The 25,214-nt window shown below is 63.1% G+C and carries 29 protein-coding genes; 12 read left to right on the forward strand and 17 right to left on the reverse strand.

Features of this window, described 5'->3' with window-relative positions:
• Positions 1–3 precede the first annotated feature (3 nt).
• From B2U07_RS01710 to B2U07_RS01725, 4 genes are read right to left on the reverse strand one after another with little or no spacing between them, the layout of a single operon-like run.
• Positions 4–411 (reverse strand): DoxX-like family protein, encoded by a 408-nt coding sequence (locus tag B2U07_RS01710; protein WP_275544916.1) that lies wholly within the window; start codon positions 409–411, stop codon positions 4–6.
• Complete coding sequence (locus tag B2U07_RS01715) at positions 404–832, reverse strand: thiol-disulfide oxidoreductase DCC family protein (protein WP_275544915.1); 429 nt, start codon at positions 830–832, stop codon at positions 404–406. Before B2U07_RS01715 ends, B2U07_RS01710 begins: the two co-directional genes overlap by 8 nt.
• Positions 829–1,419 (reverse strand): DUF1287 domain-containing protein, encoded by a 591-nt coding sequence (locus B2U07_RS01720; RefSeq protein ID WP_275544914.1) that lies wholly within the window; start codon positions 1,417–1,419, stop codon positions 829–831. Before B2U07_RS01720 ends, B2U07_RS01715 begins: the two co-directional genes overlap by 4 nt.
• Before the next feature lie 8 nt (positions 1,420–1,427).
• Positions 1,428–2,543, reverse strand: a complete 1,116-nt coding sequence (locus tag B2U07_RS01725; protein ID WP_275544913.1) for an ATP-NAD kinase family protein — start codon at positions 2,541–2,543, stop codon at positions 1,428–1,430.
• Positions 2,544–2,690: 147 nt separating this feature from the next.
• Between B2U07_RS01725 and B2U07_RS01730 the strand changes: the two genes are divergently transcribed.
• The gene (locus tag B2U07_RS01730) at positions 2,691–2,867 is read left to right on the forward strand and encodes a PA1571 family protein (protein WP_275544912.1); all 177 of its coding nucleotides are present in this window, start codon (positions 2,691–2,693) and stop codon (positions 2,865–2,867) included.
• 40 nt (positions 2,868–2,907) lie between these two features.
• On the opposite strand, the gene msrB is transcribed toward B2U07_RS01730, so the two are convergent.
• On the reverse strand, positions 2,908–3,303 hold the full coding sequence (msrB, locus tag B2U07_RS01735) for a peptide-methionine (R)-S-oxide reductase MsrB (protein ID WP_275544911.1): 396 nt from the start codon (positions 3,301–3,303) through the stop codon (positions 2,908–2,910).
• Positions 3,304–3,590: 287 nt separating this feature from the next.
• Here msrB and B2U07_RS01740 point away from each other — a divergent pair, with 287 nt between their 5' ends.
• The 3 genes from B2U07_RS01740 (at position 3,591) to htpX (ending at position 6,221) form a co-directional block, all read left to right on the forward strand.
• On the forward strand, positions 3,591–4,802 hold the full coding sequence (locus tag B2U07_RS01740; RefSeq protein ID WP_275544910.1) for a pyridoxal phosphate-dependent aminotransferase: 1,212 nt from the start codon (positions 3,591–3,593) through the stop codon (positions 4,800–4,802).
• Positions 4,803–4,808: 6 nt separating this feature from the next.
• Positions 4,809–5,261, forward strand: a complete 453-nt coding sequence (locus tag B2U07_RS01745) for a hypothetical protein (protein WP_275544909.1) — start codon at positions 4,809–4,811, stop codon at positions 5,259–5,261.
• 87 nt (positions 5,262–5,348) lie between these two features.
• Entirely contained in the window at positions 5,349–6,221 is an 873-nt protein-coding gene (gene htpX, locus B2U07_RS01750; protein ID WP_275544908.1) for a protease HtpX, read from the forward strand.
• 57 nt (positions 6,222–6,278) lie between these two features.
• Here the strand turns inward: htpX and B2U07_RS01755 are convergent, their stop codons facing one another.
• Positions 6,279–6,935 carry a thiopurine S-methyltransferase gene (locus tag B2U07_RS01755; protein ID WP_275544907.1) on the reverse strand — a complete coding sequence of 219 codons (657 nt, stop codon included), beginning with the start codon at positions 6,933–6,935 and terminating at the stop codon, positions 6,279–6,281.
• 105 nt (positions 6,936–7,040) lie between these two features.
• On the opposite strand from B2U07_RS01755, the gene B2U07_RS01760 reads away from it, so the two are divergent.
• Positions 7,041–7,808, forward strand: coding sequence for a DODA-type extradiol aromatic ring-opening family dioxygenase (locus tag B2U07_RS01760; RefSeq protein WP_275544906.1), 768 nt, complete (start codon positions 7,041–7,043; stop codon positions 7,806–7,808).
• On the opposite strand, the gene B2U07_RS01765 is transcribed toward B2U07_RS01760, so the two are convergent.
• Complete coding sequence (locus tag B2U07_RS01765) at positions 7,805–8,389, reverse strand: TetR/AcrR family transcriptional regulator (RefSeq protein WP_275544905.1); 585 nt, start codon at positions 8,387–8,389, stop codon at positions 7,805–7,807. The two genes, B2U07_RS01760 and B2U07_RS01765, sit on opposite strands and share 4 nt — an antisense overlap.
• Before the next feature lie 103 nt (positions 8,390–8,492).
• Between B2U07_RS01765 and B2U07_RS01770 the strand changes: the two genes are divergently transcribed.
• Entirely contained in the window at positions 8,493–8,930 is a 438-nt protein-coding gene (locus tag B2U07_RS01770; RefSeq protein WP_275544904.1) for a hotdog fold domain-containing protein, read from the forward strand.
• A gap of 39 nt (positions 8,931–8,969) precedes the next feature.
• Here B2U07_RS01770 and B2U07_RS01775 read toward each other — a convergent pair whose 3' ends face one another.
• Together B2U07_RS01775 and sohB are read right to left on the reverse strand one after the other, a co-directional pair.
• The gene (locus tag B2U07_RS01775; RefSeq protein WP_275544903.1) at positions 8,970–9,959 is read right to left on the reverse strand and encodes a YhdH/YhfP family quinone oxidoreductase; all 990 of its coding nucleotides are present in this window, start codon (positions 9,957–9,959) and stop codon (positions 8,970–8,972) included.
• Positions 9,960–10,028: 69 nt separating this feature from the next.
• Entirely contained in the window at positions 10,029–11,048 is a 1,020-nt protein-coding gene (gene sohB, locus B2U07_RS01780; protein ID WP_275544902.1) for a protease SohB, read from the reverse strand.
• Positions 11,049–11,247: 199 nt separating this feature from the next.
• Between sohB and B2U07_RS01785 the strand changes: the two genes are divergently transcribed.
• The 4 genes from B2U07_RS01785 (at position 11,248) to B2U07_RS01800 (ending at position 14,396) form a co-directional block, all read left to right on the forward strand.
• On the forward strand, positions 11,248–11,946 hold the full coding sequence (locus B2U07_RS01785; RefSeq protein ID WP_275544901.1) for a histidine phosphatase family protein: 699 nt from the start codon (positions 11,248–11,250) through the stop codon (positions 11,944–11,946).
• A gap of 57 nt (positions 11,947–12,003) precedes the next feature.
• Complete coding sequence (locus B2U07_RS01790; RefSeq protein ID WP_003459932.1) at positions 12,004–12,315, forward strand: SCP2 sterol-binding domain-containing protein; 312 nt, start codon at positions 12,004–12,006, stop codon at positions 12,313–12,315.
• 229 nt (positions 12,316–12,544) lie between these two features.
• Positions 12,545–13,612, forward strand: a complete 1,068-nt coding sequence (locus B2U07_RS01795) for a phosphotransferase family protein (RefSeq protein ID WP_275544900.1) — start codon at positions 12,545–12,547, stop codon at positions 13,610–13,612.
• Between the two features lie 16 nt (positions 13,613–13,628).
• On the forward strand, positions 13,629–14,396 hold the full coding sequence (locus tag B2U07_RS01800; RefSeq protein ID WP_275544899.1) for an SDR family oxidoreductase: 768 nt from the start codon (positions 13,629–13,631) through the stop codon (positions 14,394–14,396).
• 343 nt (positions 14,397–14,739) lie between these two features.
• On the opposite strand, the gene B2U07_RS01805 is transcribed toward B2U07_RS01800, so the two are convergent.
• Positions 14,740–15,387, reverse strand: a complete 648-nt coding sequence (locus B2U07_RS01805; RefSeq protein WP_275544898.1) for a hypothetical protein — start codon at positions 15,385–15,387, stop codon at positions 14,740–14,742.
• A 102-nt stretch (positions 15,388–15,489) separates the two neighbouring features.
• Here B2U07_RS01805 and B2U07_RS01810 point away from each other — a divergent pair, with 102 nt between their 5' ends.
• Complete coding sequence (locus tag B2U07_RS01810; protein WP_275544897.1) at positions 15,490–16,269, forward strand: TSUP family transporter; 780 nt, start codon at positions 15,490–15,492, stop codon at positions 16,267–16,269.
• A 92-nt stretch (positions 16,270–16,361) separates the two neighbouring features.
• Here the strand turns inward: B2U07_RS01810 and nudC are convergent, their stop codons facing one another.
• The 7 genes from nudC to B2U07_RS01845 all read right to left on the reverse strand — a co-directional run bounded on the left by nudC (position 16,362) and on the right by B2U07_RS01845 (position 24,356).
• Positions 16,362–17,186 (reverse strand): NAD(+) diphosphatase, encoded by an 825-nt coding sequence (gene nudC, locus B2U07_RS01815; protein WP_296275594.1) that lies wholly within the window; start codon positions 17,184–17,186, stop codon positions 16,362–16,364.
• On the reverse strand, positions 17,186–18,865 hold the full coding sequence (locus B2U07_RS01820; protein WP_275544895.1) for a ferrous iron transporter B: 1,680 nt from the start codon (positions 18,863–18,865) through the stop codon (positions 17,186–17,188). Before B2U07_RS01820 ends, nudC begins: the two co-directional genes overlap by 1 nt.
• A 37-nt stretch (positions 18,866–18,902) precedes the next feature.
• The gene (locus B2U07_RS01825) at positions 18,903–19,715 is read right to left on the reverse strand and encodes a crotonase/enoyl-CoA hydratase family protein (RefSeq protein WP_275544894.1); all 813 of its coding nucleotides are present in this window, start codon (positions 19,713–19,715) and stop codon (positions 18,903–18,905) included.
• A gap of 202 nt (positions 19,716–19,917) precedes the next feature.
• Positions 19,918–22,161, reverse strand: coding sequence for an Orn/Lys/Arg decarboxylase N-terminal domain-containing protein (locus tag B2U07_RS01830; protein ID WP_275544893.1), 2,244 nt, complete (start codon positions 22,159–22,161; stop codon positions 19,918–19,920).
• A 121-nt stretch (positions 22,162–22,282) separates the two neighbouring features.
• Positions 22,283–23,038: a DNA polymerase III subunit epsilon gene (gene dnaQ, locus B2U07_RS01835; protein WP_197856393.1), complete on the reverse strand. Its 756-nt coding sequence runs from the start codon at positions 23,036–23,038 to the stop codon at positions 22,283–22,285.
• A 64-nt stretch (positions 23,039–23,102) separates the two neighbouring features.
• Entirely contained in the window at positions 23,103–23,555 is a 453-nt protein-coding gene (rnhA, locus tag B2U07_RS01840) for a ribonuclease HI (RefSeq protein ID WP_197856392.1), read from the reverse strand.
• Positions 23,556–23,597: 42 nt separating this feature from the next.
• On the reverse strand, positions 23,598–24,356 hold the full coding sequence (locus B2U07_RS01845; RefSeq protein ID WP_197856391.1) for a class I SAM-dependent methyltransferase: 759 nt from the start codon (positions 24,354–24,356) through the stop codon (positions 23,598–23,600).
• A 72-nt stretch (positions 24,357–24,428) separates the two neighbouring features.
• Here B2U07_RS01845 and gloB point away from each other — a divergent pair, with 72 nt between their 5' ends.
• The gene (gene gloB, locus B2U07_RS01850) at positions 24,429–25,202 is read left to right on the forward strand and encodes a hydroxyacylglutathione hydrolase (protein WP_275544892.1); all 774 of its coding nucleotides are present in this window, start codon (positions 24,429–24,431) and stop codon (positions 25,200–25,202) included.
• Positions 25,203–25,214: the final 12 nt, after the last annotated feature.

A 25,214-nucleotide genomic window follows, 5' to 3' on the forward strand; every position in this document is an offset into this window, starting at 1 on the left:
GCCTCAGGAGTCGGTAGCCGTGGGCGCCTCGGCCAGCCAGGCCACCGCGCATAGCGCCAACGCAGCCAGGTTGGTAGAAAGCGGATTGAACGCCTGGATCAACAGATGGGGGCTGAGCAGCGCCACATCAAGCAGCAGCGCCAGCAATGCTGCGCCGGCGACCAGCAGAGGCCAGCGCTGCCGGCGTAGGAGCAGCAACACGATGCCCAGCAGGATCTCGGCGACACCGCCGACAGCCGCGATCAACTGCGGCGCGAACAGAGGATGGTCCGGCAGGCCGTGGGCAGCGATCATCGCCACCTCGTCGGGGCTCAGCCAGAGTATCTTCGGCGCCAGGCCATGCCAGATGAAGACCGCTGCCAATGCCAGCCGTGCAAGCCAGGCGATATGCGCCAGGCGCCGCTCAGTCATGCAGAAAACGCTCGGCATGATCGGCCGTGGGCAGCATGCATACGTCATGTCGACCGAATAGGCGATAGCGATTCAGCGCAATGCGGTCATAACACCAATCGCGCAGCGGCCTGGGCACCAGGCGCAGCATCCTCAGCGCACGCCAGGGTAGCGGCAAGCCCGAGAGAATGCGCAGCAGCGCCGTGGAGCGCACATGCAGCCCCGCCTCGTCGATCAGGGCCATGGTGTCGAAACGATCGGTCGGCAGCCCGTACCAGGCCAGCAACGCCTGCCCCTGGGCGGACTGCACGGACGCCAGGCGAAACTGCCTGGTACGGTCATGGCGGATAAGAAACGTCGCCCAGCCATTGCACAGTTTGCACACGCCGTCGAACAGCACGACGCGCTCGCCAGCGGCGAGACCAGGCGCCCGTTCGGTCATTGGCCGGCACTCACCTGCTGGGCGACTGGCCGATAGTGCCCCGTGATGCGGTAGGCGAACAGAATGTCTTCTTCCTGCGTGCCACGGCCGATGTTGTGCAGGATCAGCGGTGCTGCACCGGGCGCCTGGCGATCACTGACGATGCCGATATGAGTCAGGCCGCGCCCCAGATCCCAGGTGACGATATCGCCAGCCCGGTAAGCCGCAGCGTCCTGACTGACCGGCAGCGACCAGCCCTGGCGCTTGAACCAGGTCATCAAATTGGGCACGCGGCGGTGGTCGATATTGCTGTCCGGCCGGCTCAGCCCCCAGTTTTTCGGGTAGACGGCAAAGTTGCCACGCATATCGCGATGCACCGCCTCCTGCAGATCCAGTCCCTGCTGACGCAGCGCGCGGACCACCACGTCGGTGCACACGCCGGTAGCCATGGGCACGTCGCCACCGGGGTAACTTAACTGGCGGTAGGCAGGGTCATAACCCAGAGTCACGCCGACCTGCTTGCGTGCATCCAGCACCAGCCTGTCAGCCTCGATGGCCTGCGCGGCAAGCGCCAGCGACCAAGCCAGCAATAGAACCAGTATGCGCATTCGCTCTCCTATCGGCTCAGGGGATAGAGCAACTCTTCCTTGTAACCCGCCCAGACCCGCACGGCATCGGGGAAGGCATCATCCAGCGCCACGTCACCACTATCGACCAACAGCGGCCGGCCCTCCAGCGTCGCCAGCTTGCGCTTGGTGGCGACTACGCGCAGGCGCTCCAGGCCGACGGCGCGCAGCACACGCGGGCTGATCTGCTGATTGCCGCGGCCGATGATATGCCCCTGGCCGCCGATTGCGGTCACCAGCAGGTAAGTCGGGTGCCCCTCGACCAAGGCGAACAGTTGGGCTTCGTTGACGTCGCGGGCAATCACCTGGCCGCCCTCGATCACATCGACACCGAGCAGGGTAGTTTCCAGCCCGAGATTCTGCGCCAGACCGTGCAGGGTCGAACCGGGACCGAACACGTAGCGAGCATCCGGCTGCCACTCGCTCTCCAGCCAGGCAGCCAAATCGGCTAGCACCAGTTCCTCGGATTCCATCCCACCTTGCTTGACCGCCTGCACATAACCGCCCTCTTGCGGCACGCACAGCTCACCATACCAGCGCGCGGTGACACGCCCTTCGCGCAGCGCGGCCTCGTCGATATCGCGCACTTCACCGCTGGCCAGGCGCACCAGGCCACCTTCGACCAGTCGCGCGGTCAACTCGCCCGCCGCACGTGGGCTGATGGCGTAAACACCGGACTGGATCTTTACCCCGGCCGGAATGCCCAGCACCGGCTGCGACGCGTTCACCACCGTGCAGACGTCACGCGCGGTGCCGTCGCCACCGGCGAACAGAATCAAGGCCACGCCGGCGTCCTGCAGTTGCCGCACCGCACGCTGAGTATCTTCGGCGCTTGTCGCGCCCTCGCCCAACTCACCCAGCAGACGATGCGCGAAGCCCATCTGCGCTAATAGATCTCCACCCATCGCCCCTGGGTAGCTGACGAACTCGACGCGCTCGCGCAGCGGCAGCAATTGTTCAAGCGCGGTGCGCGTACGTTGCGCGGCCTTTGCTTCGACACCCAGAGCCAGCGCCTGCTCGGCCATGCCGTCGCTGCCCTTGAAGGCGGCCGGGCCGCCCAGCCCGGCCAGGGGGTTGATGATCAGACCAATATGAAAACGCGCCATGTATTCCTCGTTCCAGGCAAGCTGGCACGCAGCCTGCACTACGACTTTCGCCAAATGTTATGTGACGGAGTTCCGCCGTTGCAGTTGTCACCGCGCCTTCATCTGATCGATCTAGACTGGCGCGCACTACTGATGAGGAGACAGGCCATGAGCTTGCAGAACAATGCCCAACACCACCCCGCCACCACCCAGCAACGGCAGCAACCGGTGGGCGGTTTTATCATCGATGGTCAGGGCCGCGAAGTACCAATCACCGAAGACATGATTCAGCAGGCCTGCAATGCCCTCGAGGAGAGCCGCCAGGGCTCGCCTCTACAGGGTTGAGCGGCGTGCGCCAGGCACGCAAGGTGCCTGGCATGCCATATCAATCGCGCGGTAGCAGCTTCAGCGACAGCGAATTGATGCAGTAACGCAGCCCGGTCGGGCGCGGGCCATCCGGAAACACGTGCCCCAGATGAGCATCGCACTTGGCGCATTTGACCTCGATGCGGTGCATGCCATGGCTGTAATCGTCGAGGCTGGCGATCACCTCGTCGTTGATCGGCTGGAAATAGCTCGGCCAACCACTGCCGGAATCGTACTTGGCGTCCGAATCGAACAGGGCTTCGCCGCAGCAGGCGCAGTGGTAGATACCTGGGGTCTTTTCGTCATGGTAAGCGCCAGTGAACGGTCGCTCCGTGCCGCCCAGGCGACACACATGGAACTGCTCGTCCGTCAGTTCCTCACGCCAGCTGTCCAACGACTTGTCGACTTTATCCACGAACGGATACCTCCTCGGTAATAGGCAACACGGGGCTTCGCATACGACGTCAGCATCACATCAGGCGCTCGCCCCGCAAACTGCGACTGCTAGTTTTCCGGGCCGCGACACGAATGTGCGCAGCGTGGCAGGCCAGAAAAAAGCAGGCCCGGCACCTTTGCCGCGCCCAGGTCGCCACGTATGATTCGACCCCAGTCTGTCACCCACGTTAAGGGCTGCCAAGATTCCCCGCCGGGAGAATTTTGCAGCGTGCTTCAGTGGGTTCTCCTTAGCTCGGGATTTCTTACATGCAGGTCAGCAAATCGAACAAGCTCGCCAACGTCTGCTACGACATTCGCGGGCCGGTGCTCAAGCACGCCAAGCGTCTGGAGGAGGAAGGCCAGCGCATCCTCAAGCTGAACATCGGCAACCCGGCACCGTTCGGTTTCGAAGCGCCCGAGGAGATCCTCCAGGACGTCATCCGCAACCTGCCTACCGCCCAGGGCTACAGCGACTCCAAAGGGCTGTTCAGCGCGCGCAAGGCGGTGATGCAGTACTACCAGCAGAAGCAGGTCGAAGGCGTCACCATCGAGGACATCTACCTCGGCAACGGCGTGTCCGAACTGATCGTCATGGCCATGCAGGCGCTGCTCAACAACGGTGACGAGGTGCTCATCCCGGCGCCCGACTATCCGCTGTGGACTGCCGCCGTGGCGCTGTCCGGCGGCAAGCCGGTGCACTACCTGTGCGACGAGCAGGCCGGCTGGTTCCCCGACATCGCCGACATGCGCGCCAAGATCACGCCGAACACCAAGGCACTGGTGCTGATCAACCCGAACAACCCCACCGGGGCGGTGTATTCCAAGGAAGTGCTGCAGGATATCGTCGAACTTGCGCGCCAGCACAACCTGGTGATCTTCTCCGACGAGATCTACGACAAGATTCTCTACGACGAAGCCGTGCATATCAGCACGGCCTCGCTGGCACCCGACGTGCTCTGCCTGACCTTCAACGGCCTGTCCAAGAGCTACCGCGTGGCCGGTTTCCGCTCCGGCTGGGTGGCGATTTCCGGGCCCAAGCACAAGGCGCAGAGCTATATCGAAGGCCTGGATATCCTCGCCAACATGCGCCTGTGCGCCAACGTGCCGAGCCAGCATGCGATCCAGACCGCGCTCGGCGGCTACCAGAGCATCAACGACCTGGTGCTGCCCAACGGCCGCCTGCTGGAGCAGCGCAACCGCACCTGGGAATTGCTCAACGACATCCCTGGCGTTAGCTGCGTGAAACCCATGGGGGCGCTGTACGCTTTTCCGAAGATCGACCCGAAGGTTTGCCCGATCCATAACGACGAGAAGTTCGTCCTCGACCTGCTGCTCTCGGAAAAGCTGCTGATCGTCCAGGGCACCGCCTTCAACTGGCCGTGGCCGGACCACTTCCGCGTGGTCACCCTGCCCCGCGTCGACGACCTGGAGCAGGCCATCGGCCGTATCGGCAATTTCCTCAAGACCTACCGTCAGTAGGCCGGCATGGACCTGCAGATCGACGACTTCTACAAGGACGCCGCCAGCGGCCTGCTGATGCTCTATCAGGCCTTCCCGCGCAAGATGGCGCTGTACGTGGAAGACCTGATCGGCCGTGAGGAGCCGGATGAATTCGGCCTGCCCAGCAAGCGTCACCAGGCCTGCCTGGGCGCGTTGCTGTGGCTGGCCGAGGAAGGTTATCTGCGCTTCGAATCGACCATCGCCTACGACGCTCTCGATCAGGCGGTGCTCAGCGAGAAAGGCTTTCTGCGCCTGTCGCGCGCCATTCCTCACGCCCTCGGTGATGGGGAAACGCTGCCGGCGAGCGTGCGCCGCGTGCATGCCACGCTGGCCTTCCAATTGCGCGAGGCGCTCGCTCAGCAGCACGGGGAACGCACCGCTCGGCTTACCCGTCTATTGTTTGGCGCCCAGCCCGCCGGCACAGGCGACATAGTTTGAAATAGTCGCCAGTTGAAAGCCCCTGGGGGGCGCCCTTATATAGCCGGCATTAGTAAAAGTCTTTCCCCGTGAGGAGTCCGTTCACACATGATGCGCATTATGTTGTTCCTGGCCACCAACCTGGCAGTGCTGGTTATCGCCAGCATCACCCTCAAGTTGCTGGGGGTTGATCGCTTCACCGGCCAGAACCATGGCAGCCTGCTGATCTTCTGCGCCGTGTTCGGTTTCGCCGGCTCGCTTGTGTCGCTGTTCATCTCCAAGTGGATGGCGAAGATGAGCACCGGCACTCAGATCATCACCCAGCCGCGCACCCGCCACGAACAGTGGCTGCTGCAGACCGTCGAAGAGCTGTCGCGCGATGCCGGCATCAAGATGCCGGAAGTCGGCATCTTCCCGGCCTACGAGTCCAACGCCTTCGCCACCGGCTGGAACAAGAACGATGCGCTGGTCGCCGTCAGCCAGGGCCTACTGGAGCGTTTCTCCCCCGACGAAGTGCGCGCGGTGCTGGCCCACGAGATCGGCCACGTAGCCAACGGCGACATGGTCACCCTGGCGCTGATTCAGGGCGTGGTGAACACCTTCGTGATGTTCTTCGCGCGCATTTTCGGCAACTTCGTCGACAAGGCGATCTTCAAGAATGAAGACGGCCACGGCATCGGCTACTTCATCGCGACCATCTTCGCCGAATTGGTACTGGGCATTCTGGCCAGCATCATCGTCATGTGGTTCTCGCGTAAACGTGAATTCAAGGCCGATGAAGCCGGGGCTCGCCTGGCTGGCACCAACTCGATGATCGCCGCCCTGCAGCGCCTGCGTGCCGAACAGGGCGTACCGGTGCAAATGCCCGACAGCCTGACCGCGTTCGGTATCAACGGAGGCCTGAAGAACGGCCTGGCCGGCCTGCTGATGACCCACCCGCCGCTGGAAGATCGTATCGAGGCGCTGCGTCGCCGCGGCTGATCGATAGCAAACGAAAAAGGCGACCTGCGGGTCGCCTTTTCTTTCTTAGCGCCGTCGCTAGCGGCGCGTCAGATGGAAAACTCGCTCATCCACTGCGGCAAGGCCACTGTCGGTGAAGCGCGGATTGCCCGCCAGCACGTCCTTTTCCTCGACCATACGCAGCGCCCAGCCGGCCGCGAAATGCTGCGTCACTTCGGCGTCCTCGACCGAAAATGGCGGGCCGTCCATGCGCTGCTGGTCATACACCAGAGTCACCAGCAGCCCCTGGCAGCGCGCCGGCAATATCGCCTGCAGGTGGGCGACATAGCGCTCGCGCATTTGTGGCGGCAGGGCGATCAGTGCGGCGCGATCGTAGAAGGCCTGGCAATCGGCGACGTCATCGGTGCTCAGGGCGAAGAAGTCGCCGCAAAGAACCTCCAGCTTGCCCGCCTGATAAACCTTGAATGCACCGCGCTGCGATACCTGCGGCTGCACCTCGCGCTCGGCGAAGAAATCCTCTACCGCCCGCTCGGCCAGCTCGACGCCAATCACCCTGTGGCCCTGCTCCGCGAGCCAGGCCAGGTCCAGGCTCTTGCCACACAGCGGCACTAGGACTGCCGCATCGCTGGCCAAGCCAAGCGTGGACCAATGGCGACGCAGATAGCCGTTGACCTTCTCTTGATGGAAACCGATTTGGCTACGCGCCCATCGATCCTGCCAGAACGCTTCGTGCATGGATCAAACCTCCATTGATTCGATAGGAATGCTCAACTATTTATGCTGGAAGTCGATAGATCCAGCAACGAACATGGCAACATCCTAATTCAGGAGCTGATCGCCATGTTGCCCTCGCTGTTCATTTCCCACGGCTCGCCCATGCTGGCATTGGAGCCGGGCGCCAGTGGCCCGGCCCTGGCCAAACTGGCCGCCGAGCTGTCGAGACCCAAGGCCGTTCTAGTGGTGTCGGCGCACTGGGAAAGCCAGCACCTGCTGCTGACCGCTGGCGAGCAACCGCAAACCTGGCACGACTTCGGTGGCTTTCCGGCCCGTCTCTATGCGTTGCAGTACCCCGCGCCCGGAGCGCCGCAACTGGCCGGCGATATCGCCCGGCAATTGAACGAGGCCGGGCTGCCGGCCGAGCTCGATACGCAGCGCCCGTTCGACCATGGCGCCTGGGTGCCGCTGTCGCTGATGTATCCGCACGCCGACATTCCCGTGCTGCAGTTGTCGCTGCCCAGCCACGCGGGCCCTGAACTGCAGACCCGTATCGGGCGGGCGCTGGCCAGTCTGCGTGAGCAAGGCATCCTGCTGATCGGCTCCGGCAGCATCACTCACAACCTGGGCGAACTGAACTGGCGCGCCGGCCCAGACGTCATCACGCCTTGGGCCAAGGAGTTTCGCGACTGGGTGGTGGAAAAGCTTGAAGCGAACGATGAACAGGCCTTGCACCAGTATCGTCGCCTGGCACCGAATGCCGTACGCAATCACCCCAGTGAAGAGCACCTGCTGCCGCTGTTTTTCGCCCGCGGTGCTGGCGGCACCTTTTCCGTGGCGCACAGTGGTTTCACCTATGGTGCGCTGGGTATGGATATCTATCGCTTCGACTAGCCGCTGCTTTTCACGCTGTCCCAGGCGATCTGCGCCAGCAGCTCGCGGCAGTCTGCCAGCTCGCTCAGGGTGCGGCCAGCTAGCCAATTGCGCGCCAGATCCTGGGTAGGCCCAATCACCACCGAGGCGAAACAGTCATCCGGCAGCGCCTTGAACAGCCCCTGCAGACGGTACTCGGCGAGCGCCGAGAGAATCTGCGCAAAATGTTGGCGATTGGCTTCGCGCAGGGCATCACCCATTTCCCCAGCTTCGACCCGGCTGCGACTGTGCAGGATAAAGCGCGCCCAATCCGGATTGGCCACCACCCAGTCGATATAGCTGGTCACCAGCAGCTTGACGCAGGCTTCGGCGCTGGCTGCGTCGGCGAAACCGCGCTGTAGCAGCTCGGCGTATTGCGCAGTGCCGGCCAGATAGAGTGCGGCGATGATCCGCTCCTTGTTGCCGAAGTGGTGATACAGGCTACCGATGCTCGCGCCAGAACGGTCACGAATCATCTCGATAGTGGTGGCGTCAACGCCATGCTCGGTGAAACAGGCCAGCGCAGCCTGCAGGATCTCGTCTTTGCGTGATGGACGGGCCATGTCGCTCTCCATGACTAGAATATTTTTCTAGAATAAATTTCTAATGCTCGTATACTGCCTCGGCGCGCGCTCATCTTCAATCGCCAATACGCAGGAGAGAGTCATGAGTCAGATGTTGCAGATGTTTCAGCAGGCCGGCGCTGCCCAGTTCAGCGCGATGATCGGTCAAGTCGCCCCCTATTTCGCCAGCATCGCACCGCAGATGGTCGAACTGCGCCCAGGCTATGCCGAGGTGCATTTCGCCAAGCGCCGTGAGGTGCTGAATCATATCGGCACGGTACATGCCATCGCGCTGTGCAATGCCGCCGAGCTCGCCGCCGGCAGCATGACCGACGCCTCCATTCCTGCTGGGTGCCGCTGGATTCCCAAGGGCATGACGGTCGAGTACCTGGCCAAGGCCGATGGCGATATCCGCACGGTGGCCGACGGCAGCGAAGTAGATTGGGGTCAGACCGGCGACATCAAGGTGCCGGTGATGGCGTACGTCGGTGACAAACCGGTACTGCGCGCAGAAATCACCATGTACGTCAGCCAGGCCTGAAAATGCAGAGGCCCGTCATCGACGGGCCTCGCTCAGTGCTCAATCGAGCCGCACCAGGATGCGCCCGACCATGCCGCCAGCCAATATGCGCTCGATGGCCTCGGGCAGCTCCGCTAACCCGACTTCCCGGCGCAGCGGGGAAAGATCGAGTTTCCACTGCAGCGACAGCTTGTCCCACATCGATGCCTTGACCACCAGCGGCAGTTCCACCGAGTCCACGCCCAGCAGGTTGACCCCGCGCAGGATGAACGGCAGTACGCTGGCCTGGAAGCCGACGCCAGCGGTCAACCCGCAACAGGCCACGCTGCCGCTGTGGCGCAGCGACTTGACCACGTTGAACAGAATGTCGCCGCCCACCGTATCCACCGCAGCCGCCCAGCGCTCCTTGAGCATCGGCCGCTCGCTGCCCTGCTGCAGCTCTTCACGACTGATGATTTCCTCAGCACCCAGGCCGCGCAGGAACTCAGCCTGTTCGGCCTTGCCGGTCGCGGCGGCGACGCGATAGCCCAACTGCTTGAGCAGCACCACGGCAATGCTGCCGACACCGCCCGTGGCGCCGGTGACCAATACGGTTCCGGCCTCGGGCGTGACGCCAGCCTGCTCCAGCTTGTCCACGCACAGTGCAGCGGTCAGCCCGGCAGTACCGAGGATCATCGCCTCGCGCAGCGGCAGGCCTTGCGGGCGCTTGATCGCCCAGGCCGCCGGCACGCGGATGTACTGGCCGAAGCCGCCTGCGGTGTTCATGCCCAGGTCGTAGCCGGTGACGATGACCTCATCACCAACGGCGAACTCGGCCACGCTGGAAGCCTCGACTACACCCGCTGCGTCGATGCCGGGCGTATGCGGATACGCCTTGGTCACGCCGCGATTGCCACTGGCGGACAGCGCATCCTTGTAGTTCAGCGATGAATAGCGCACGCGAATAAGCAGTTCGCCTTGCGGCAGTTGCTCGACGTTGCGCTGAACGACTTCACGCTGGAAGCTGCCGTCGGTGCCTTCACTGACCAGCAAGGCCTTGAACTCGGTCATCACCCTCTCCTCTTGTCGTGGTTCGCTGCGCAGCGCGAGTCGGCCACGCAACCCGTCCTGAACGAAGCGTTACCAGAAGCGCTGCTGGTTGAGCCGGCTCAACCAGGTCAGCACGAAGCGATCCAGCGCCATGCTCGCGGCCAGCCCGACACGTTCCTGCAGGCTCTTTTTCTGAGCGAAGTGCAGGTGGAACAGTTCAGCTTCGGCGGCACGTTCGGCCAGGTACTGGTCGCTGGTCTTGAGCTCGTCCACCAGCAGCCGCTCCTGCGCGGCCATGCCCAGCCAGACTTCGCCAGTGGCGATGGCGTCGATATCCAGCTGCGGGCGATAACGCGCGACGAAGCCCTTGAACAGCTCGTGCGTGGTTTCCAGGTCTTCCTGAAACTTCTCCCGGCCCTTTTCGGTGTTCTCGCCGAACACGGTCAGGGTGCGCTTGTATTCACCAGCTGTCAGCACCTCGAAATCGATTTCGTGCTTCTTCAGCAGGCGATGCACGTTGGGCAGCTGCGCCACCACGCCGATGGAGCCGAGAATGGCGAACGGCGCACTGAGAATTTTCTGGCCGATGCAGGCCATCATGTAACCACCGCTGGCGGCCACCTTGTCCACGCACACAGTCAATGGGATGCCGGCATCGCGGATGCGCACCAGCTGAGAGGATGCCAGACCATAGCTGTGCACCATGCCACCACCGCTTTCCAGGCGTAGCACCACTTCATCTTCGGCCTTGGCCATGGACAGCAGCGCAGTCACTTCATGGCGCAGGTTGTCGGTAGCCGAAGCCTTGATGTCGCCATCGAAATCCAGCACGAACACGCGCGATTTACTCGGCGGTGCTTTTTTGTCCTGCTTGGCGGCCTTGGCCTCCGCCTTGCGCGTTGCCTTGAGCTGATCCTTGGGCAGCACGCTCTGTTCCAGGCGCTCGCGCAGGTCCCTGTAAAAATCATTGAGCTTGTCCACTTGCAGCTGGCCGCCTGCGCGCCGCCCTCGGCCACGGGTGGCGGCGATGGCCACCAGCGCCACGACGATGGCGACCACCAGGGTCAGGGTTTTCGCCAGAAAGCTGGCGTACTCGCTAAGAAACTCCACGGATCCCCCTCGGACATTGCAGTAGCGCCTGGGCGCACGAAGGCTCAAGCATACCGGCGCAGCGCCTCGGCGGCCAAGCGCGTCAGCGCTACAGAAAGGCCACACGAGCGATTCAAACAAGCGTATGTTTTTTCGTTGACAGCCCTCGAGCTTCCTCATAACCTCGCGAAACATTCAACGTGCCGGGATCGATACGGACGTGGGCAGCATCTATCTGATTCGACATGGCCAGGCCTCATTCGGTGCAGACGACTACGATGTCCTGTCTCCTGTCGGCGTGCGCCAAGCCGAAGTGCTGGGCGAACATCTCGAACGCCTCGGCATCACCTTCGATCGCTGCATCAGCGGCAGCCTGCGCCGCCAGCAGCACACGGCCGACGCGGCGCTGCAACGCATGAGCAGCCCGCCGGCACTGGATATCGACGAAGCCTTCAACGAATTCGATGCCGACGCGGTGATCCGCACCCTGCTGCCGGATATGCTGCCGGAAGAACCCGAAGCGCTGCACATCCTGCGCAATGGCGCGCAAAACCGAGCCGAGTTCCAGCGTCTGTTCGCCAAGCTGATCCATCGCTGGATATCCGGCGAACATGACAAGCCCGGCCTGCAAAGCTGGCAAGCCTATGTCGAGCAGGTCGAAGGCGGCCTGCGGCGCATCCTCGAGCAGGCAGGCAGCAAACAGAATATCGCCGTGTTCACTTCCGGCGGCACCATCACCGCCCTGCTCCGCCTGATCACCGGCGTGCCTTCGGCAAAGGCCTTCGAACTGAATTGGCAAATCGTCAATACCTCGCTCAGCCAGCTGAAATTCCGCGGCCACGAGGTGAGTCTGGCTTCCTTCAACAGCCATGTGCATTTACAGCTGCTGAAGGCGCCGGAGCTCATCACCTATCGATGAGCTCCAGCCCAATGCGGCCGCGAGGCTGCGCGAAAAAACCGAAAAAAGGATAAGACCATGAGTGTTGCTGACATCGCCCAAACCATGCAATCCAAGTTCAACGCCAGCGCCGCTGCAGGCCTGGATCTGGTGTTCCAGTTCAACATTGAAGATGGCGAGAACTACGCGCTGATCGTCAAGGACGGCACTTGCGCCCTCGAGCAAGGCGACAACCCGAACGCCAACGTGACCCTGATCATGGACAGCGAAACCCTCAAAGGCATCGTCAGCGGCGAAACCGACGGCATGCAGGCTTTCATGGCCGGCAAGCTGCGCGCCGAAGGCGACATGATGCTGGCGATGAAGCTGGGCGAGCTGTTCCCGGTCTGATTGGTTAGCTGATCGCATCAACAAAAAACCGGAGTCCTGGCACTCCGGTTTTTTTTGCCCTGCGCATTGCTGACAGCCCCGCTCCAGCAGGCTGAAAGTGACTGATCAGGCAGCTTGATTGTGGTGCAACACGCCCGCCTATATCGGCGCGTATTGCTTGTGACGGCTTGGGTGCAGCATTAGATTAACCAATTATCTAGGGCACCCATCATAAGTAGAAGGGATAAGTATGGCGCTCACCGACCAATCCACCCGCATCCGCACAGGCGAAGAGCTCGACGCCAGCGTCATCGACAGTTACCTGAAGGCCAACATTCCCGGCCTGAGCGGCGAAGCGAAGATCAGCCAGTTTCCCGGTGGCGCATCCAACCTGACCTACCTGATCGAATACCCCGAGCAGGAATTCGTGCTGCGCCGCCCGCCGTTCGGCCACAAGGCCAAGTCCGCTCATGACATGGGCCGCGAATACCGCATTCTCAATCAGCTCAACGCCGGTTTTCCCTACTGCCCCAAGGCCTACGTGCATTGCACCGACGAGTCGGTGATTGGTGCCGAGTTCTACGTCATGGAACGGGTCAAGGGCATCATCCTGCGCTCGGACATGCCGGCCGCGCTGAACTTCAGCGCCGAGCAGACTACCGCGCTGTGCAAGAGCTTCATCGATAAACTGGTGGAGTTGCACAACGTCGATTACGACGCCTGCGGCCTGGGCGATCTGGGCAAGCCCGAGGGCTATGTCGAGCGCCAGATCAGAGGCTGGAGCGACCGCTACGAGAAGGCTCTGACCCCGGATGCGCCGACCTGGGAGCAGGTCAGGGCCTGGCTGAACGACAAGATGCCGGCCGACCACCACAAGCCGGGCATCGTGCACAACGACTACCGCTTCGACAACGTGATCCTCGACCCGAACAACCCGATGCAGATCATCGGGGTGCTCGACTGGGAGATGACCACCATCGGCGATCCGCTGATGGACCTGGGCAACACCCTGGCCTACTGGATCGAGGCCAGCGACCCGGCGCCGGTACAGCTGATGCGGCGCCAGCCGAGCAACGCACCGGGCATGCTCACGCGTCAGCAGTTCGTCGACTACTACGCCGAGAAAGCCGGCATCAAGATCGACAACTTCGACTTCTACTACACCTACGGCCTGTTCCGCCTGGCCGGTATCGTCCAGCAGATCTATTACCGCTTCTATCACGGCCAGACCCAGGACAAGCGCTTCGCTCAGTTCATTCACATGAACAAGCTGCTGGAGCAGATGTGCCTGCAGGTCATCGGCAAATCCACTCTCTAACCCCGGGGTAATTACAATGTCCAAGACCCAACTGTTCGACCTCGATGGCAAGATCGCCTTCGTCTCCGGCGCCAGCCGCGGCATCGGCGAGGCCATCGCCAAGCTGCTGGCCCAGCAAGGCGCGCACGTGATCGTCTCCAGCCGCAAGATCGACGGCTGCCAAGCCGTGGCCGATGCCATTACCGCCGAAGGCGGCAAGGCCACCGCCATCGCCTGCCACATCGGCGAGATGGAGCAGATCACCAATGTCTTCGCACAGATTCGCGAGCAGTTCGGCCGCCTGGACATTCTGGTCAACAACGCCGCTACCAACCCGCAGTTCTGCAACGTGCTGGACACCGATCTGGGCGCCTTCCAGAAGACCGTTGACGTGAACATCCGCGGCTACTACTTCATGTCCATCGAAGGCGGCAAGCTGATGAAGGAAAACGGCGGCGGCTCGATCATCAACGTCGCCTCGATCAATGGCATTTCGCCGGGCGAGTTCCAGGGTATCTACTCGGTGACCAAAGCGGCGGTGATCAGCATGACCAAGGTATTCGCCAAGGAATGCGCCCAGTTCGGCATTCGCTGCAACGCCCTGCTGCCAGGCCTGACCGACACCAAGTTCGCCTCGGCGCTGACCAAGAACGACGCCATCCTCAAGCACGCCCTGCAGCGCATCCCGCTCAAGCGCGTGGCCGACCCCAGCGAGATGGCCGGCACCGTGCTGTACCTGGCCAGCGACGCCTCCAGCTACACCACCGGCGTGGCGCTGAACGTGGATGGCGGCTTCCTCTCCTGAGGCCGGATGACACAGGCGACAAGGTATTAAGTCGGTTAATGCCCGTCAGCTACAGAAGGCCGCGACCGCGTTGCAGGATCGCGGCTTTTTTGCTTGATAGAGGTGAACGCTGACAGTTTTCGCGGACAGGTCCGCTCCCACAAGAGCAACTGTGCCAGTCGCGTTTACGCTGATCGCCTGTGGGAGCGGACTCGTCCGCGAAGCTTTTTACCCCTAAGGCCGGCTATAAAAATGGCATCCGCCCTGCTGCCCCACCGCCGCTACCGGCTTTGTAGGGTGGGCTTCAGCCCACCAATCACTCTGTGGGCTAAAGCCCACCCCACATCTACCTGCCTGCTGGCCGCTACCAGTCCTTCAACGCTGCTTCCGCCGCCGGATTCATCGGTTCGGCCAGCAGCCCGGTTGGTGTAAGGCTGACGCTATACACCGCATCAGCGGCAATCGGCAGGTAGGTGACGCGCAGCGCCTGCGGGTCGAACAGCAGCAGGTCGCGCTGGTTCAGGCGCAGCCAGCGCCACAGGTCGACACCATAGGGGCTTTCGGCCAACTGCACGCGGCCATGTTGCGCCAGCGCCTGCTGTTCGATGGCGAGAAAACGCCCGGACAGGCGCTCGAGACGGTAACCCGGCTCGAGACCTATCAGTTCGGCCAGGCCTTTCCAGCGGATCAAGCGGCCATCGAGTTGCCACATGTCGCCCTCGAGCGTGACCGTACGCTCACGGCTACCTTCGAGCAGCGTCACCTGATAACGCTGCGGACCATCGGCCTTGAAGCTCAGCGTGACCAATGGCTTGCCCACCTGCAGCGGCTCATACGCATACAGGTCGTAGGCCACCAGGCCGACCAGCCCGGCCAGGGCGAGAAATGCCAGACCACAGGTGCCACGCAACCAACCGAGGAACCAGCCCGTATTGAGCAGAATGCGCAATGCCACCAGCAGCGCCAACACGGCCAACAGCGCCACGGCCCAGGCCAACCCGTCGTATTGCATTGATTGCGTTCCTTCTCTGACGAAATCCCGGCATTATGCGCAGCTCTCTCCACGACGAACAGCCGGCAGGCTGCGCACTCGCCCACAAGTCGACACTTTGATATGCCTTTCGCCCTCGAGCTCGCCATCGATCCCAGCACACTCGCCATTCTCGCCCTGGTCGCCTTCGCCGCCGGCTTCATCGACGCCATTGCCGGTGGCGGCGGTCTGCTGACCATCCCCGCACTGCTGACCGCCGGCCTGCCGCCGCACCTGGTGCTGGGCACCAACAAGCTGTGTGCTACCTTCGGCTCGGGCACCGCTGCCCTGACCTTCTACCGGCGCAAGCTGTTCGACCCCAGGCAATGGCGCAACGCACTGCTGGCGACCCTGATCGGCGCCCTGCTCGGCGCCGTCATCGCCCACTGGATGCCGGCTGCCTGGCTCAACCAGATGTTGCCGGTGATCGTCTTCGCTTGCGGCATCTACCTGCTGTTCGGCCGCATGCCGGAAGCGCCAGCCGAGCACGATCTGCCGATCGCCCGCGGCCGGCAGTGGCCGCAGGGGCTGGGCCTGGGACTCTACGATGGCGTGGCTGGCCCTGGCACCGGCGCGTTCTGGACGGTCAGCAGCCTGCTGATGTATCCGCTCGATCTGGTGCGCGCCAGCGGTGTGGCGCGCACCATGAACTTCGTCAGCAACGCCGCGGCGCTGGCGGTATTCATCGCCTTTGGCCAGGTGGCCTGGGTGCTGGGCCTGAGCATGGGAGCGGCGCTGATGGTCGGTGCCTTCCTCGGCGCGCGCACGGCGATCAAGGGCGGCTCGAAGTTCATTCGCCCGGTGTTCATCACCGTGGTTCTGGCGCTGACTGCACGCCTGGTCTGGCAGCACTGGTTTGGCTGATCCGGCGGACTATCCAGGATCCTGTAGGAGCGGCTTCAGCCGCGAAATGGTCGGTGAGATTCGCGGCTGAAGCCGCTCCTACATAAGGTTCTTTACACCGACAGCGTCGGCTCGGGCAGGCCCAGGCGCCTGGCGACGTAGAGATCGATCAGATGGCGGGCGATGGAGCGCGATGCCGGCAGCGGCGGCAGGTCATCGACACGGAACCAGCGCGCATCCTCGATTTCGTCTTCCTGCATGACGATATCGCCACCGGCATATTCGGCGTGGAAGCCGAGCATCAGCGAATGCGGGAACGGCCAGCCCTGGCTGCCGATGTAGTGCAGGTTCTTCACCTCGAGGCCGACTTCCTCGCGCACCTCGCGCGCCACGCAATGCTCCACCGACTCGCCCGGCTCGACGAAGCCGGCCAGCGTGCTGTACACGCCGGTCACGAAGCGCGGCGAGCGCGCCAGGAGGATCTCGTCGCCACGGGTGACCAGCACGATCATGCTCGGCGCCAAGCGCGGGTAGTGCTGCGACTCGCAGCTGTCGCAGCGCATCGCCCGCTCACCGGGAAGCTGGCGAGTCGGCGCCCCGCAGCTGCCACAAAAACGATGGTCGGCGTACCAGGTGCCGATCTGCGCGGCATACGTAAGCATGCGGAAGGTTTCCGCCTCGCCCTGCAACATGAACTGGCGCAGGCTCTGCCAGGTGCAGCCCTCCAGAGTGGCAGAGGGCTTGAGCTGCAGAAGGTAAACGGCATCCTCGCCAAAATGGCCGATGCCCTGCTCACCGATGATCGGCAGATCCTGGCGCTTGATCCAGTCGCGCGGGAACAGCACGCCGTTGCTGTCGACAAGAAAGTGCTGCTGGCTGTAGAGCACTGCCCAGCCGCCGGGCTGGGCCGGGTCGAGAAAGGCGTTGCGCCAGACCATCAGGCCGCCACCGGCATGCCCAGCGCCTTGACGCTGTCTTCAGCCAGGTCGAGCACGCTGGGACGGGTTTCCGGACGCATCACCGCGCCCGCTTCCAGGTAATACTCCAGGCTGCTGAGCGCGTCGGCCAGGGTTTCCAGCATCTGCTCCGAAGGCATCTGCCCCGATTCGAGCATGCGCGTCTGGATATAGTCGGCGCAGGCGCCGACCAGCATCGCTGCACGGCGCTGTTCGAGGAACCACAGGCCGCCGCGTACCGCCTGCAGGCTGAACGGCACATTGGACAGGTGCATCTTGTCGCCGCCCGACTCCAGATAAGCCGTGATGGCGCGCTTGGCCAGGGCCAGGCCGGCCTGCGCTTCATCGACCACGACGATACGGGCTTCGTTGAGCTGGTGGCTGGCGAAGGAATCGGCCTCGTTGCCGGGCTCAACGGCAGTTGGCCGGCTTTCGCGCCCTTCGCCACGCTCCAGACTGGCGACCATGCCTTCGACGTAAAGCACCGCATCGGCCAGCTTGTGCAACTGCTCAGGTGCGGGCGGCGAGTCTTCGCTCCAGGCGGCGACCTGCGGCAGTTGCGCGTTGAGCGAGTTACCGGCGGAGCTCAGGCCGACCATGCCGAGGGTCTTGGCCAATTTGCCCAGCAACGCATGCAGCGTCCCCAGGGTTTCGCCTTGCAAGGTGCCGCGCTCGAGCAGATCGAGCATGTCCTTGACGCTGGCCAGCTCTTCGCGGATCGCCGTGGACAGCGAACGCATCACCGCCTGGCCGGGGCCCGCCAGGCGCTGGTATTCCTCTTGCAGCAGGTGGTCGGTAAACGGCAGCGGCGTGAGGCCGAACACCTCGCGCATGGCAGTAGCCAGCGGCCCGTGACTGTCGGCCAGCGCGACCAGGTACAGCAATTCCTTGAGCAGGCTGCGCGGCGCCTCGTACTGGGAGTTGCCGAGCATCAGCTTGAGTTCGCGGTCGAGTCGCGAGAACAGCTGCTTGCGCGCCTTGCGTGGCAACAGTTGACCGTCGCACTGCGCTTCGATGGCGGCCGCGCCGATCCAGCACATGCGCCCGCGCGGCTCGTTGGCGAACAGGCTGTCCAGACGCGCCATGGCGCGCACCATCAGCTTGAGACTGGCCTGCGGATTCTGCTCGCGGATGAAGCCGAGCAAACCGACCTGATACATATGCCGCAGGCGCTTGCCTTCGGCCAGCTTGGCGGCGCCGTCGAGCGGCTGAGTCGCGCTGTGCGGCCGTGCATGATCCAGGCGCACGCTGAAGAAGAAACTCTCCGGCAGCGGCTGTTGCGCGCCAGCCTGACGCAGATCATTGATCGCCGGCAGCAGCAGCTCGGGCATTTCCTGCCGATGGGCATCAACGCTTTCCAGATAGCGGCGCAGCACATGCAGCGCATTACTCAGCGCGGCCAGCTGTACGTCGCGCTCTTCACCGGCACCCGCGGGGATGTCGGTGGCCTGATCGAGCACTTCCTGCGCCAGCAGCTCGGCGCCAGCCAGTTCGATCAGGTTGAGCGTACCGCGCACCTGATGCAGGCTTTCCACCGCCTGTTGCAGCAGGCTGCCGTTATGCCGCTCGGCGATGAAGTGTTCAAGGCTCTGCTCGGCCTCTTCCATGGTGACGAACAGCTCGTCGCGCACCAGGTTCAGCGATGTAGCTCCACTTACCATGCTCTAGGCCTCGCAACGAACATCAGCGAATACGGCATCAGTCGACGAACTCCGGCTTCTGCTTGGTCATGTGCGCCGCCATGGCCAGGCGCAGGTCTTCGGATTGCAGCATGGCGGCGTTCCAGGTGGCGATGTACTCCAGGCCATCGTCGACGCGGTGGTCGCGCATGTAGCGAATCATTTCCTTGGTACCGCGCACGGCAATCGGCGACTTGGCAGCGATCTGCCCGGCCAGTTCCATCACACCGGCGAGCAAGCCTTCCTGATCGTCGTAGGTGCGGTTGACCAGGCCGATACGGGCCGCCTCGTGACCGTCGATGCTGCGCCCGGTATAGGCCAGCTCACGCATCATGCCGTCGCCGATGATGCGCGGAAGGCGCTGCAGGGTGCCGACGTCGGCGGCCATGCCCATGTCGATTTCCTTGATCGAGAACTGCGCATCGACCGTGCAATAACGCATGTCACAGGCGCTGATCAGGTCGATGGCGCCGCCGATGCAGTAACCCTGGATGGCCGCCAGCACCGGCTTGCGGCAATTGTCGACCGCGTTGAACGAGGCTTGCAGTTCGAGAATCTTGCGGCGTAGCGCCGTGGCATTGCGACCGACATCCTTGCCCAACTGGGCGCCAACCGAGGCCAGCAGCATCAGGTCGATACCCGACGAGAAGTGTTTGCCCGCGCCGGAAAGCACCACCACGCGCACCGCATCGTTGTCATCGACCCACTGGAAGATCTCGATGATCTCGCGCCAGAAGTCGGCATTCATCGCGTTGATCTTGTCCGGGCGGTTGATCTGTACGTGGGCGATCTTGCCCACCAGCTCGACGCGGAAGGCTTGGTAGTCGGACATGGCAGGCATCCTTGGCCGCGGCTTGGCAGCGCAGTAACTATTTTGTGATTAATAACCGAGCAACTATAACAAGCACGGCATAAAAGTCGATGCTTGCCACTGTGACGCAGGGCACGCCCCAGCACGTTAGCAACTGCTTTGAATGACAGAGATAAGGGATTGATCTGTCGAGGATCTTGCGCCTCGACAGATCCGCACACGCTTATTCGACCAGGCAGTCCACGCAGTACTCGCCCGTTTCGGTTTGCAGGCCGTGCACATCGATATCGAAACCCGGAAACGCCTGATCGAAGGTCCTGGCGAACGCCAGGTAATCGAGAATCGAGCGCGTGGCGGCGGTAAAGCGCTCACCCGGCATGATCAGCGGAATGCCAGGCGGGTAAGGCACCAGCATCACCGCGGCTATACGCCCCTGCAACTGGTCGATGGGCACCGCTTCCACCTCGCCGCGCACCAGGCGGTCGTAGGCATCGGCGGGCTTGATCGCCAGCTCCGGCAATGCCGTGTACATGCTCCTCAGCGCCTTGGCCGTGGCATTTTCGCGATAGCAGCCATGCAACGCGTCGCACAGGTCACGCAGGCCCATGCCCTGATAATGCCCGCCGCCAGCGTGGGCAATGGAGGGCAATACGTCGATCAGCGGCAGATTGGCGTCGTAGCTGCGCTTGAACTCCAGCAGCTCGGTCAGCAGCGTGCTCCACTTGCCCTTGGTGATGCCCATGGAGAACAGCACCAGGAAGGAGTACAGACCGGTCTTTTCCACCACCAGGCCACGCTCCCAGAGAAACTTGCTGACCACCGCGGCGGGAATGCCCTGCTGTTCCAGCTTGCCGGCGGCATTGAGGCCGGGCATCACCAGGGTGACCTTGATCGGATCGAGCAGCACGTAATCGCTGGCCACTTCGCCGAAGCCATGCCAGTCGGCGTCCGGCTGCAACACCCAGTCCGCGGTCGACAGACTGTCGGCGCCGTCCGCCTCGCCCGGTTGCCAGATGCTGAACCACCAGTCCTCGGCTTCGAGGTTGCGCCGTACGTTGGCCAGGGCGCGACGGAAGCTCAGCGCCTCGTCGAAGGTCTCCTGAATCAGCGAGCGCCCGGCCGGGCCTTCCATCATGGCCGAGGCTACGTCCAGCGAGGCGATGATGCCGTACTGCGGCGAGGTGGAAATGTGCATCATGAAAGCTTCGTTGAAGCGGTCGCGGTCCAGCTGGCGCTGGCCACCATCCTGCACGTGGATCATCGAAGCCTGACTGAAGGCCGCCAGCAGCTTGTGCGTGGAATGGGTGGTGAATACCAGCGGCGAATGCTCGTCGCACTGCGTACCCATGCCATAACGGCCGGCGTAGAACTCATGGAATGCCGCGTAGGCATACCAGGCTTCATCGAAATGCAGCACCTCGACCGAGTCGCCAAGGGCCTGCTTGACCATCTCGGCGTTGTAGCAGAGCCCGTCGTAGGTGGAGTTGGTCACCACCGCCAGCTTGACCTTGGGCGCCCGGCCGCGGGCCAGCGGGCTGGCATCGATCTTGGCCTGGATCGATTCGCGGCTGAACTCCGACAGCGGAATCGGCCCGATGATGCCCAGCTCGTTACGCTCGGGGCACAGATAGAGCGGGATCGCGCCGGTCATGATGATCGAGTGCAGAATCGATTTGTGGCAGTTGCGGTCCACCAGCACCAGGTCATCGCGCCCGACCATCGAATGCCAGACGATCTTGTTCGCCGTCGAGGTGCCGTTGATCACGAAGAAGGTGTGGTCGGCGCCGAAATTGCGCGCCGCACGGGCTTCGGCCTCGGCCAGCGGGCCGGTATGGTCGAGCAGCGAGCCCAGCTCCGGTACCGAGACGGACAGATCGGAACGCAGGGTGTTCTCGCCAAAGAACTGGTGGAAAGCCTGGCCCACCGGGCTCTTGCGGTAGGCCACGCCACCGCCGTGGCCCGGCGTGTGCCAGGAGTAGTTGGACTGGGCGGTGTGCTGCACCAGCGCCTTGAAGAACGGCGGCAACAGACCATCGAGGTAGTTGTGCGCCGCGCGCGCCACCTGCCGGGCCAGGAAGGACACGGTGTCTTCGTAGAGATAGAGAATACCGCGTAGGTGGTTGAGATCAGCCATGGCCTCGGCCGGCGCATTCTCGATGGTGACCTGCTCGCCCAGGGCGAAGATCGGCAGCTGCGGCGCCCGCACCCTAGCCACGCGAATCAGCTCGACCATGTCCTGCAGCAGCCGACTGTTCTCCCCCGCGCCCTCGGCAGCCACCAGAATGCAGGCCAGGCCATGGTGGGTGGAGGCGACGATACGCCCCTCGGCGGCACTGGCCGTGGGCAGGATGCTGAAGCCGTCCTGGGTGAGTTCCTGAGCGATGGCGCGCACACGATCACCGGCCACGGTGTCGGCCTTGATGTCGCGGTGCACGATTAGGACGGGGAACTTGAGATCTTTATACATTGTGACGTCCTGAAGGCTGGCAGGCCGGGCCTGCCCATCGCTTCAGGTTAGAGGCTCGCCCTGATCGGCGGAACCCCCTGCGCATCACGCTATAAGAAAAGGTCGCAATTGCGCTGTTCGGTTATTCAGGCGCCTCCATCTGCGCCCAAAGCGAGGGGCCGCCAGCGGCTTTTTCGATCACTGCCAGACGCGCCAGGTGCGCCGCCAGCTCTTCCTCGCTGGCACGAATGACGCGAGTACGCGGGCGTGCAGGGTCCAGGCGACGAATCGGCGTGGCCTGCTGACGCCCGCTGCCATCGCCATCAGCACCCTCTCCCGCCAGCGACAGATTGGTCTGCCCACCGGTCATCGCCAAGTAAACGTCGGCGAGGATCTCCGAGTCGAGCAAGGCGCCGTGCAGTTCGCGGTTGGAGTTGTCGACGCCGTAGCGCTTGCACAGCGCATCGAGACTGTTGCGCTGGCCCGGATGACGTTCGCGCGCCATCATCAGGGTATCGAGCACCGAGCAGTAATCGCTGACGTCGGCGCGCTCGCTCTGCCCCAGCAGGGCGAACTCGTTGTTGATGAAGCCGACGTCGAACGCCGCGTTATGGATGATCAGCTGGGCGCCCTTGATGAACTCGTAGAATTCATCGGCGACCTCCTTGAACCGCGGCTTGTCGGCTACGTACTCGTTGGTGATGCCGTGAACCGCGATGGCGCCTTCATCGATCTCGCGATCAGGGTTGAGGTAGACGTGGAAATGACGCCCGGTCAGACGACGCCCCAGCAACTCGACACAACCGATTTCGATGATGCGGTGCCCGTCGGTGACCGGCATACCGGTGGTTTCGGTATCCAGCACCACGTAGCGCTTGACGGTGTTCTCGGTTGTCACGCCTTGCCTCTCTCATCTATTCGGGTTGTCGCACATTCAAGCGCGGCATATTAACTCATGTAGCTCAGCGCGCCGAACGCACCTCGTCGACCCCGCGATTGGCCAACTGGTCCGCCCGCTCGTTGCCGGGGTGGCCGGTATGGCCGCGCACCCACTGCCAGCTCACCTGATGACGATTCACTTCCTCGTCCAGCTTCTGCCAGAGGTCGGCATTTTTCACCGGCTCTTTGGCGGCGGTCTTCCAGCCGCGCTTCTTCCAGTTCGGCAGCCATTCCTGGATGCCCTTCATCACGTACTGCGAGTCGGTCACCAGCTTGACCGAGCAGGGCCGCGTCAGTGCGATCAGGCCGGCAATCGCCGCCATCAGTTCCATGCGGTTGTTGGTAGTGCTCGGGTCGCCGCCCCACAATTCCTTTTCCACACCTTTATAGACCAGCAACGCCCCCCAGCCTCCGGGGCCAGGGTTGCCCTTGCAGGCGCCGTCGGTGTAGATCACCACTTCATCGGTTTCGGACATTCATAAGCTCTGTTACAGAATTGACGGGCCGGGGGATGGCCTTCAGTTGTCGACGTCACGCCGGCTGACCTTGGCCACTGGCATTGGCAGCAACTTGCCCATCGGCTCGCGGCGCGATTGCCGCAAGGGGCGCAAGCCGACCACCAGTTTGCGCGCCACCAACAGGTAGAAACCGGCCCCAGGCAACTGCCAGGCGTCACCCCAACCCTCCATTCGCCGCAGGCGCATTTGCCAGGCCAGCGAAGCGAGCGGCGGACGATAGCACCCGAAGCGACGTTTCTCCAACGCGAAACCCAGCAAGCTCAACCAGTCACCGACGCGGCTCGGCGCGATGCAACGCGCCCTGGCCAAGCCGTCCTGAGCGAACAGCCTGCGCACGCCCCAGGTACTCCAGGGATGGATGCCCAGAATCAACAGATGTCCGCCAGGCCTAACGCTGCGGGCCGCTTCACGCAAAAGCCCATGCGGCGACAGGCTGAAATCGAGGCCGTGCTGCAGCACCACCACATCGGCAGCGTGCTCGCCCAAGGGCCAGGATTGCTCCTCGCAGACGATCTGCACCCCGGGCATCGGTGCGCCGAGGCGCACGTTGTGCTGAATCTGCCCGGCCTCGGGCGGGCCTTCGGCACCGGGCCCGTAACTCACCAGATACCCGCCGAAGAAACGTGCCAGCTCTTGCTCCAGCAAGCGCCGTTCTTCTTCGAGCAACAGTTGCCCGAGTGGCCCGGCAAGCCAGTCGCGCGCCTCGCCGATAAGCTTGAGCCACTCCGGGTCGGCCTGGGCGAATGCCTGATCAGTCATCGCTGCCTCCGCATGACAGGTTCTGCATGTCGTGTCTAAGATGCACCTTTATCACCAGCTTAGCGACCCGCAATGATTCAGATCGACGCGCTGCCCGCCTTCAATGACAACTATATCTGGCTGCTGCAGGATGCCGACACCAGGCGCTGCGCCGTGGTCGATCCCGGTGATGCAGCGCCGGTACAGGCATGGCTGCAGGCTCATCCGGATTGGCAGCTCAGCGATATCCTGATCACCCATCATCACTTCGATCATGTCGGCGGCGTCGAGACGCTGAAGAACGCCACCGGCGCACGTGTCGCCGGCCCGGCCGCGGAGAAGATCCCGGCCCGCGACCTCGACCTGAGCGACAACGATGAGGTCGAGGTGCTCGGCCTGCGTTTCCAGGTCATGGCCGTGCCGGGCCACACCCTCGGCCACATTGCCTACTACCAGGCGCAGCAGAATTTGCTGTTCTGCGGCGATACGCTGTTCGCTGGCGGTTGCGGCCGCCTGTTCGAAGGTACGCCGCAGCAAATGCACCAGTCACTGAGCCGCCTCGCTGCCCTGCCCGCCAGCACGCAGGTGTACTGCACCCACGAGTACACCCTGAGCAACCTGCGCTTCGCCCATGCAGTCGAGCCAGACAATACGCGCCTGAGCGAACGCCTGGCCGAAGTGACTCGCTGGCGTGAAGAAGGCCGTATCAGCCTGCCATCGAACATCGAACTGGAGCTGGCGACCAACCCCTTCCTGCGCACCGGCGAGCCTTCGATCATCGCTGCGGCAAAAGGACGCGAGAGCGGACAATCGAGCGAGCCGAGCGGCGTATTCGCTTGTCTGCGCTCCTGGAAAGACAGCTTCTGATCCCTGCAAAGA

Source organism: Pseudomonas sp. UBA7530 (assembly GCF_002479365.1).
Classification (GTDB): Bacteria; Pseudomonadota; Gammaproteobacteria; order Pseudomonadales; family Pseudomonadaceae; genus Aquipseudomonas.

Excerpts from the sequence above, each read along its gene's own strand:
- B2U07_RS01710 (WP_275544916.1), bottom strand. The coding sequence starts at position 411 with ATGACTGAGCGGCGCCTGGCGCATATCGCCTGGCTTGCACGGCTGGCA.
- B2U07_RS01715 (WP_275544915.1), bottom strand. The coding sequence starts at position 832 with ATGACCGAACGGGCGCCTGGTCTCGCCGCTGGCGAGCGCGTCGTGCTG.
- B2U07_RS01720 (WP_275544914.1), bottom strand. The coding sequence starts at position 1,419 with ATGCGCATACTGGTTCTATTGCTGGCTTGGTCGCTGGCGCTTGCCGCG.
- B2U07_RS01725 (WP_275544913.1), bottom strand. The coding sequence starts at position 2,543 with ATGGCGCGTTTTCATATTGGTCTGATCATCAACCCCCTGGCCGGGCTG.
- B2U07_RS01730 (WP_275544912.1), top strand. The coding sequence starts at position 2,691 with ATGAGCTTGCAGAACAATGCCCAACACCACCCCGCCACCACCCAGCAA.
- B2U07_RS01740 (WP_275544910.1), top strand. The coding sequence starts at position 3,591 with ATGCAGGTCAGCAAATCGAACAAGCTCGCCAACGTCTGCTACGACATT.
- B2U07_RS01745 (WP_275544909.1), top strand. The coding sequence starts at position 4,809 with ATGGACCTGCAGATCGACGACTTCTACAAGGACGCCGCCAGCGGCCTG.
- htpX (WP_275544908.1), top strand. The coding sequence starts at position 5,349 with ATGATGCGCATTATGTTGTTCCTGGCCACCAACCTGGCAGTGCTGGTT.
- B2U07_RS01755 (WP_275544907.1), bottom strand. The coding sequence starts at position 6,935 with ATGCACGAAGCGTTCTGGCAGGATCGATGGGCGCGTAGCCAAATCGGT.
- B2U07_RS01760 (WP_275544906.1), top strand. The coding sequence starts at position 7,041 with ATGTTGCCCTCGCTGTTCATTTCCCACGGCTCGCCCATGCTGGCATTG.
- B2U07_RS01765 (WP_275544905.1), bottom strand. The coding sequence starts at position 8,389 with ATGGCCCGTCCATCACGCAAAGACGAGATCCTGCAGGCTGCGCTGGCC.
- B2U07_RS01770 (WP_275544904.1), top strand. The coding sequence starts at position 8,493 with ATGAGTCAGATGTTGCAGATGTTTCAGCAGGCCGGCGCTGCCCAGTTC.
- B2U07_RS01775 (WP_275544903.1), bottom strand. The coding sequence starts at position 9,959 with ATGACCGAGTTCAAGGCCTTGCTGGTCAGTGAAGGCACCGACGGCAGC.
- B2U07_RS01790 (WP_003459932.1), top strand. The coding sequence starts at position 12,004 with ATGAGTGTTGCTGACATCGCCCAAACCATGCAATCCAAGTTCAACGCC.
- B2U07_RS01795 (WP_275544900.1), top strand. The coding sequence starts at position 12,545 with ATGGCGCTCACCGACCAATCCACCCGCATCCGCACAGGCGAAGAGCTC.
- B2U07_RS01800 (WP_275544899.1), top strand. The coding sequence starts at position 13,629 with ATGTCCAAGACCCAACTGTTCGACCTCGATGGCAAGATCGCCTTCGTC.
- B2U07_RS01805 (WP_275544898.1), bottom strand. The coding sequence starts at position 15,387 with ATGCAATACGACGGGTTGGCCTGGGCCGTGGCGCTGTTGGCCGTGTTG.
- B2U07_RS01810 (WP_275544897.1), top strand. The coding sequence starts at position 15,490 with ATGCCTTTCGCCCTCGAGCTCGCCATCGATCCCAGCACACTCGCCATT.
- nudC (WP_296275594.1), bottom strand. The coding sequence starts at position 17,186 with ATGGTCTGGCGCAACGCCTTTCTCGACCCGGCCCAGCCCGGCGGCTGG.
- B2U07_RS01820 (WP_275544895.1), bottom strand. The coding sequence starts at position 18,865 with ATGGTAAGTGGAGCTACATCGCTGAACCTGGTGCGCGACGAGCTGTTC.
- B2U07_RS01825 (WP_275544894.1), bottom strand. The coding sequence starts at position 19,715 with ATGTCCGACTACCAAGCCTTCCGCGTCGAGCTGGTGGGCAAGATCGCC.
- B2U07_RS01830 (WP_275544893.1), bottom strand. The coding sequence starts at position 22,161 with ATGTATAAAGATCTCAAGTTCCCCGTCCTAATCGTGCACCGCGACATC.
- rnhA (WP_197856392.1), bottom strand. The coding sequence starts at position 23,555 with ATGTCCGAAACCGATGAAGTGGTGATCTACACCGACGGCGCCTGCAAG.
- B2U07_RS01845 (WP_197856391.1), bottom strand. The coding sequence starts at position 24,356 with ATGACTGATCAGGCATTCGCCCAGGCCGACCCGGAGTGGCTCAAGCTT.
- gloB (WP_275544892.1), top strand. The coding sequence starts at position 24,429 with ATGATTCAGATCGACGCGCTGCCCGCCTTCAATGACAACTATATCTGG.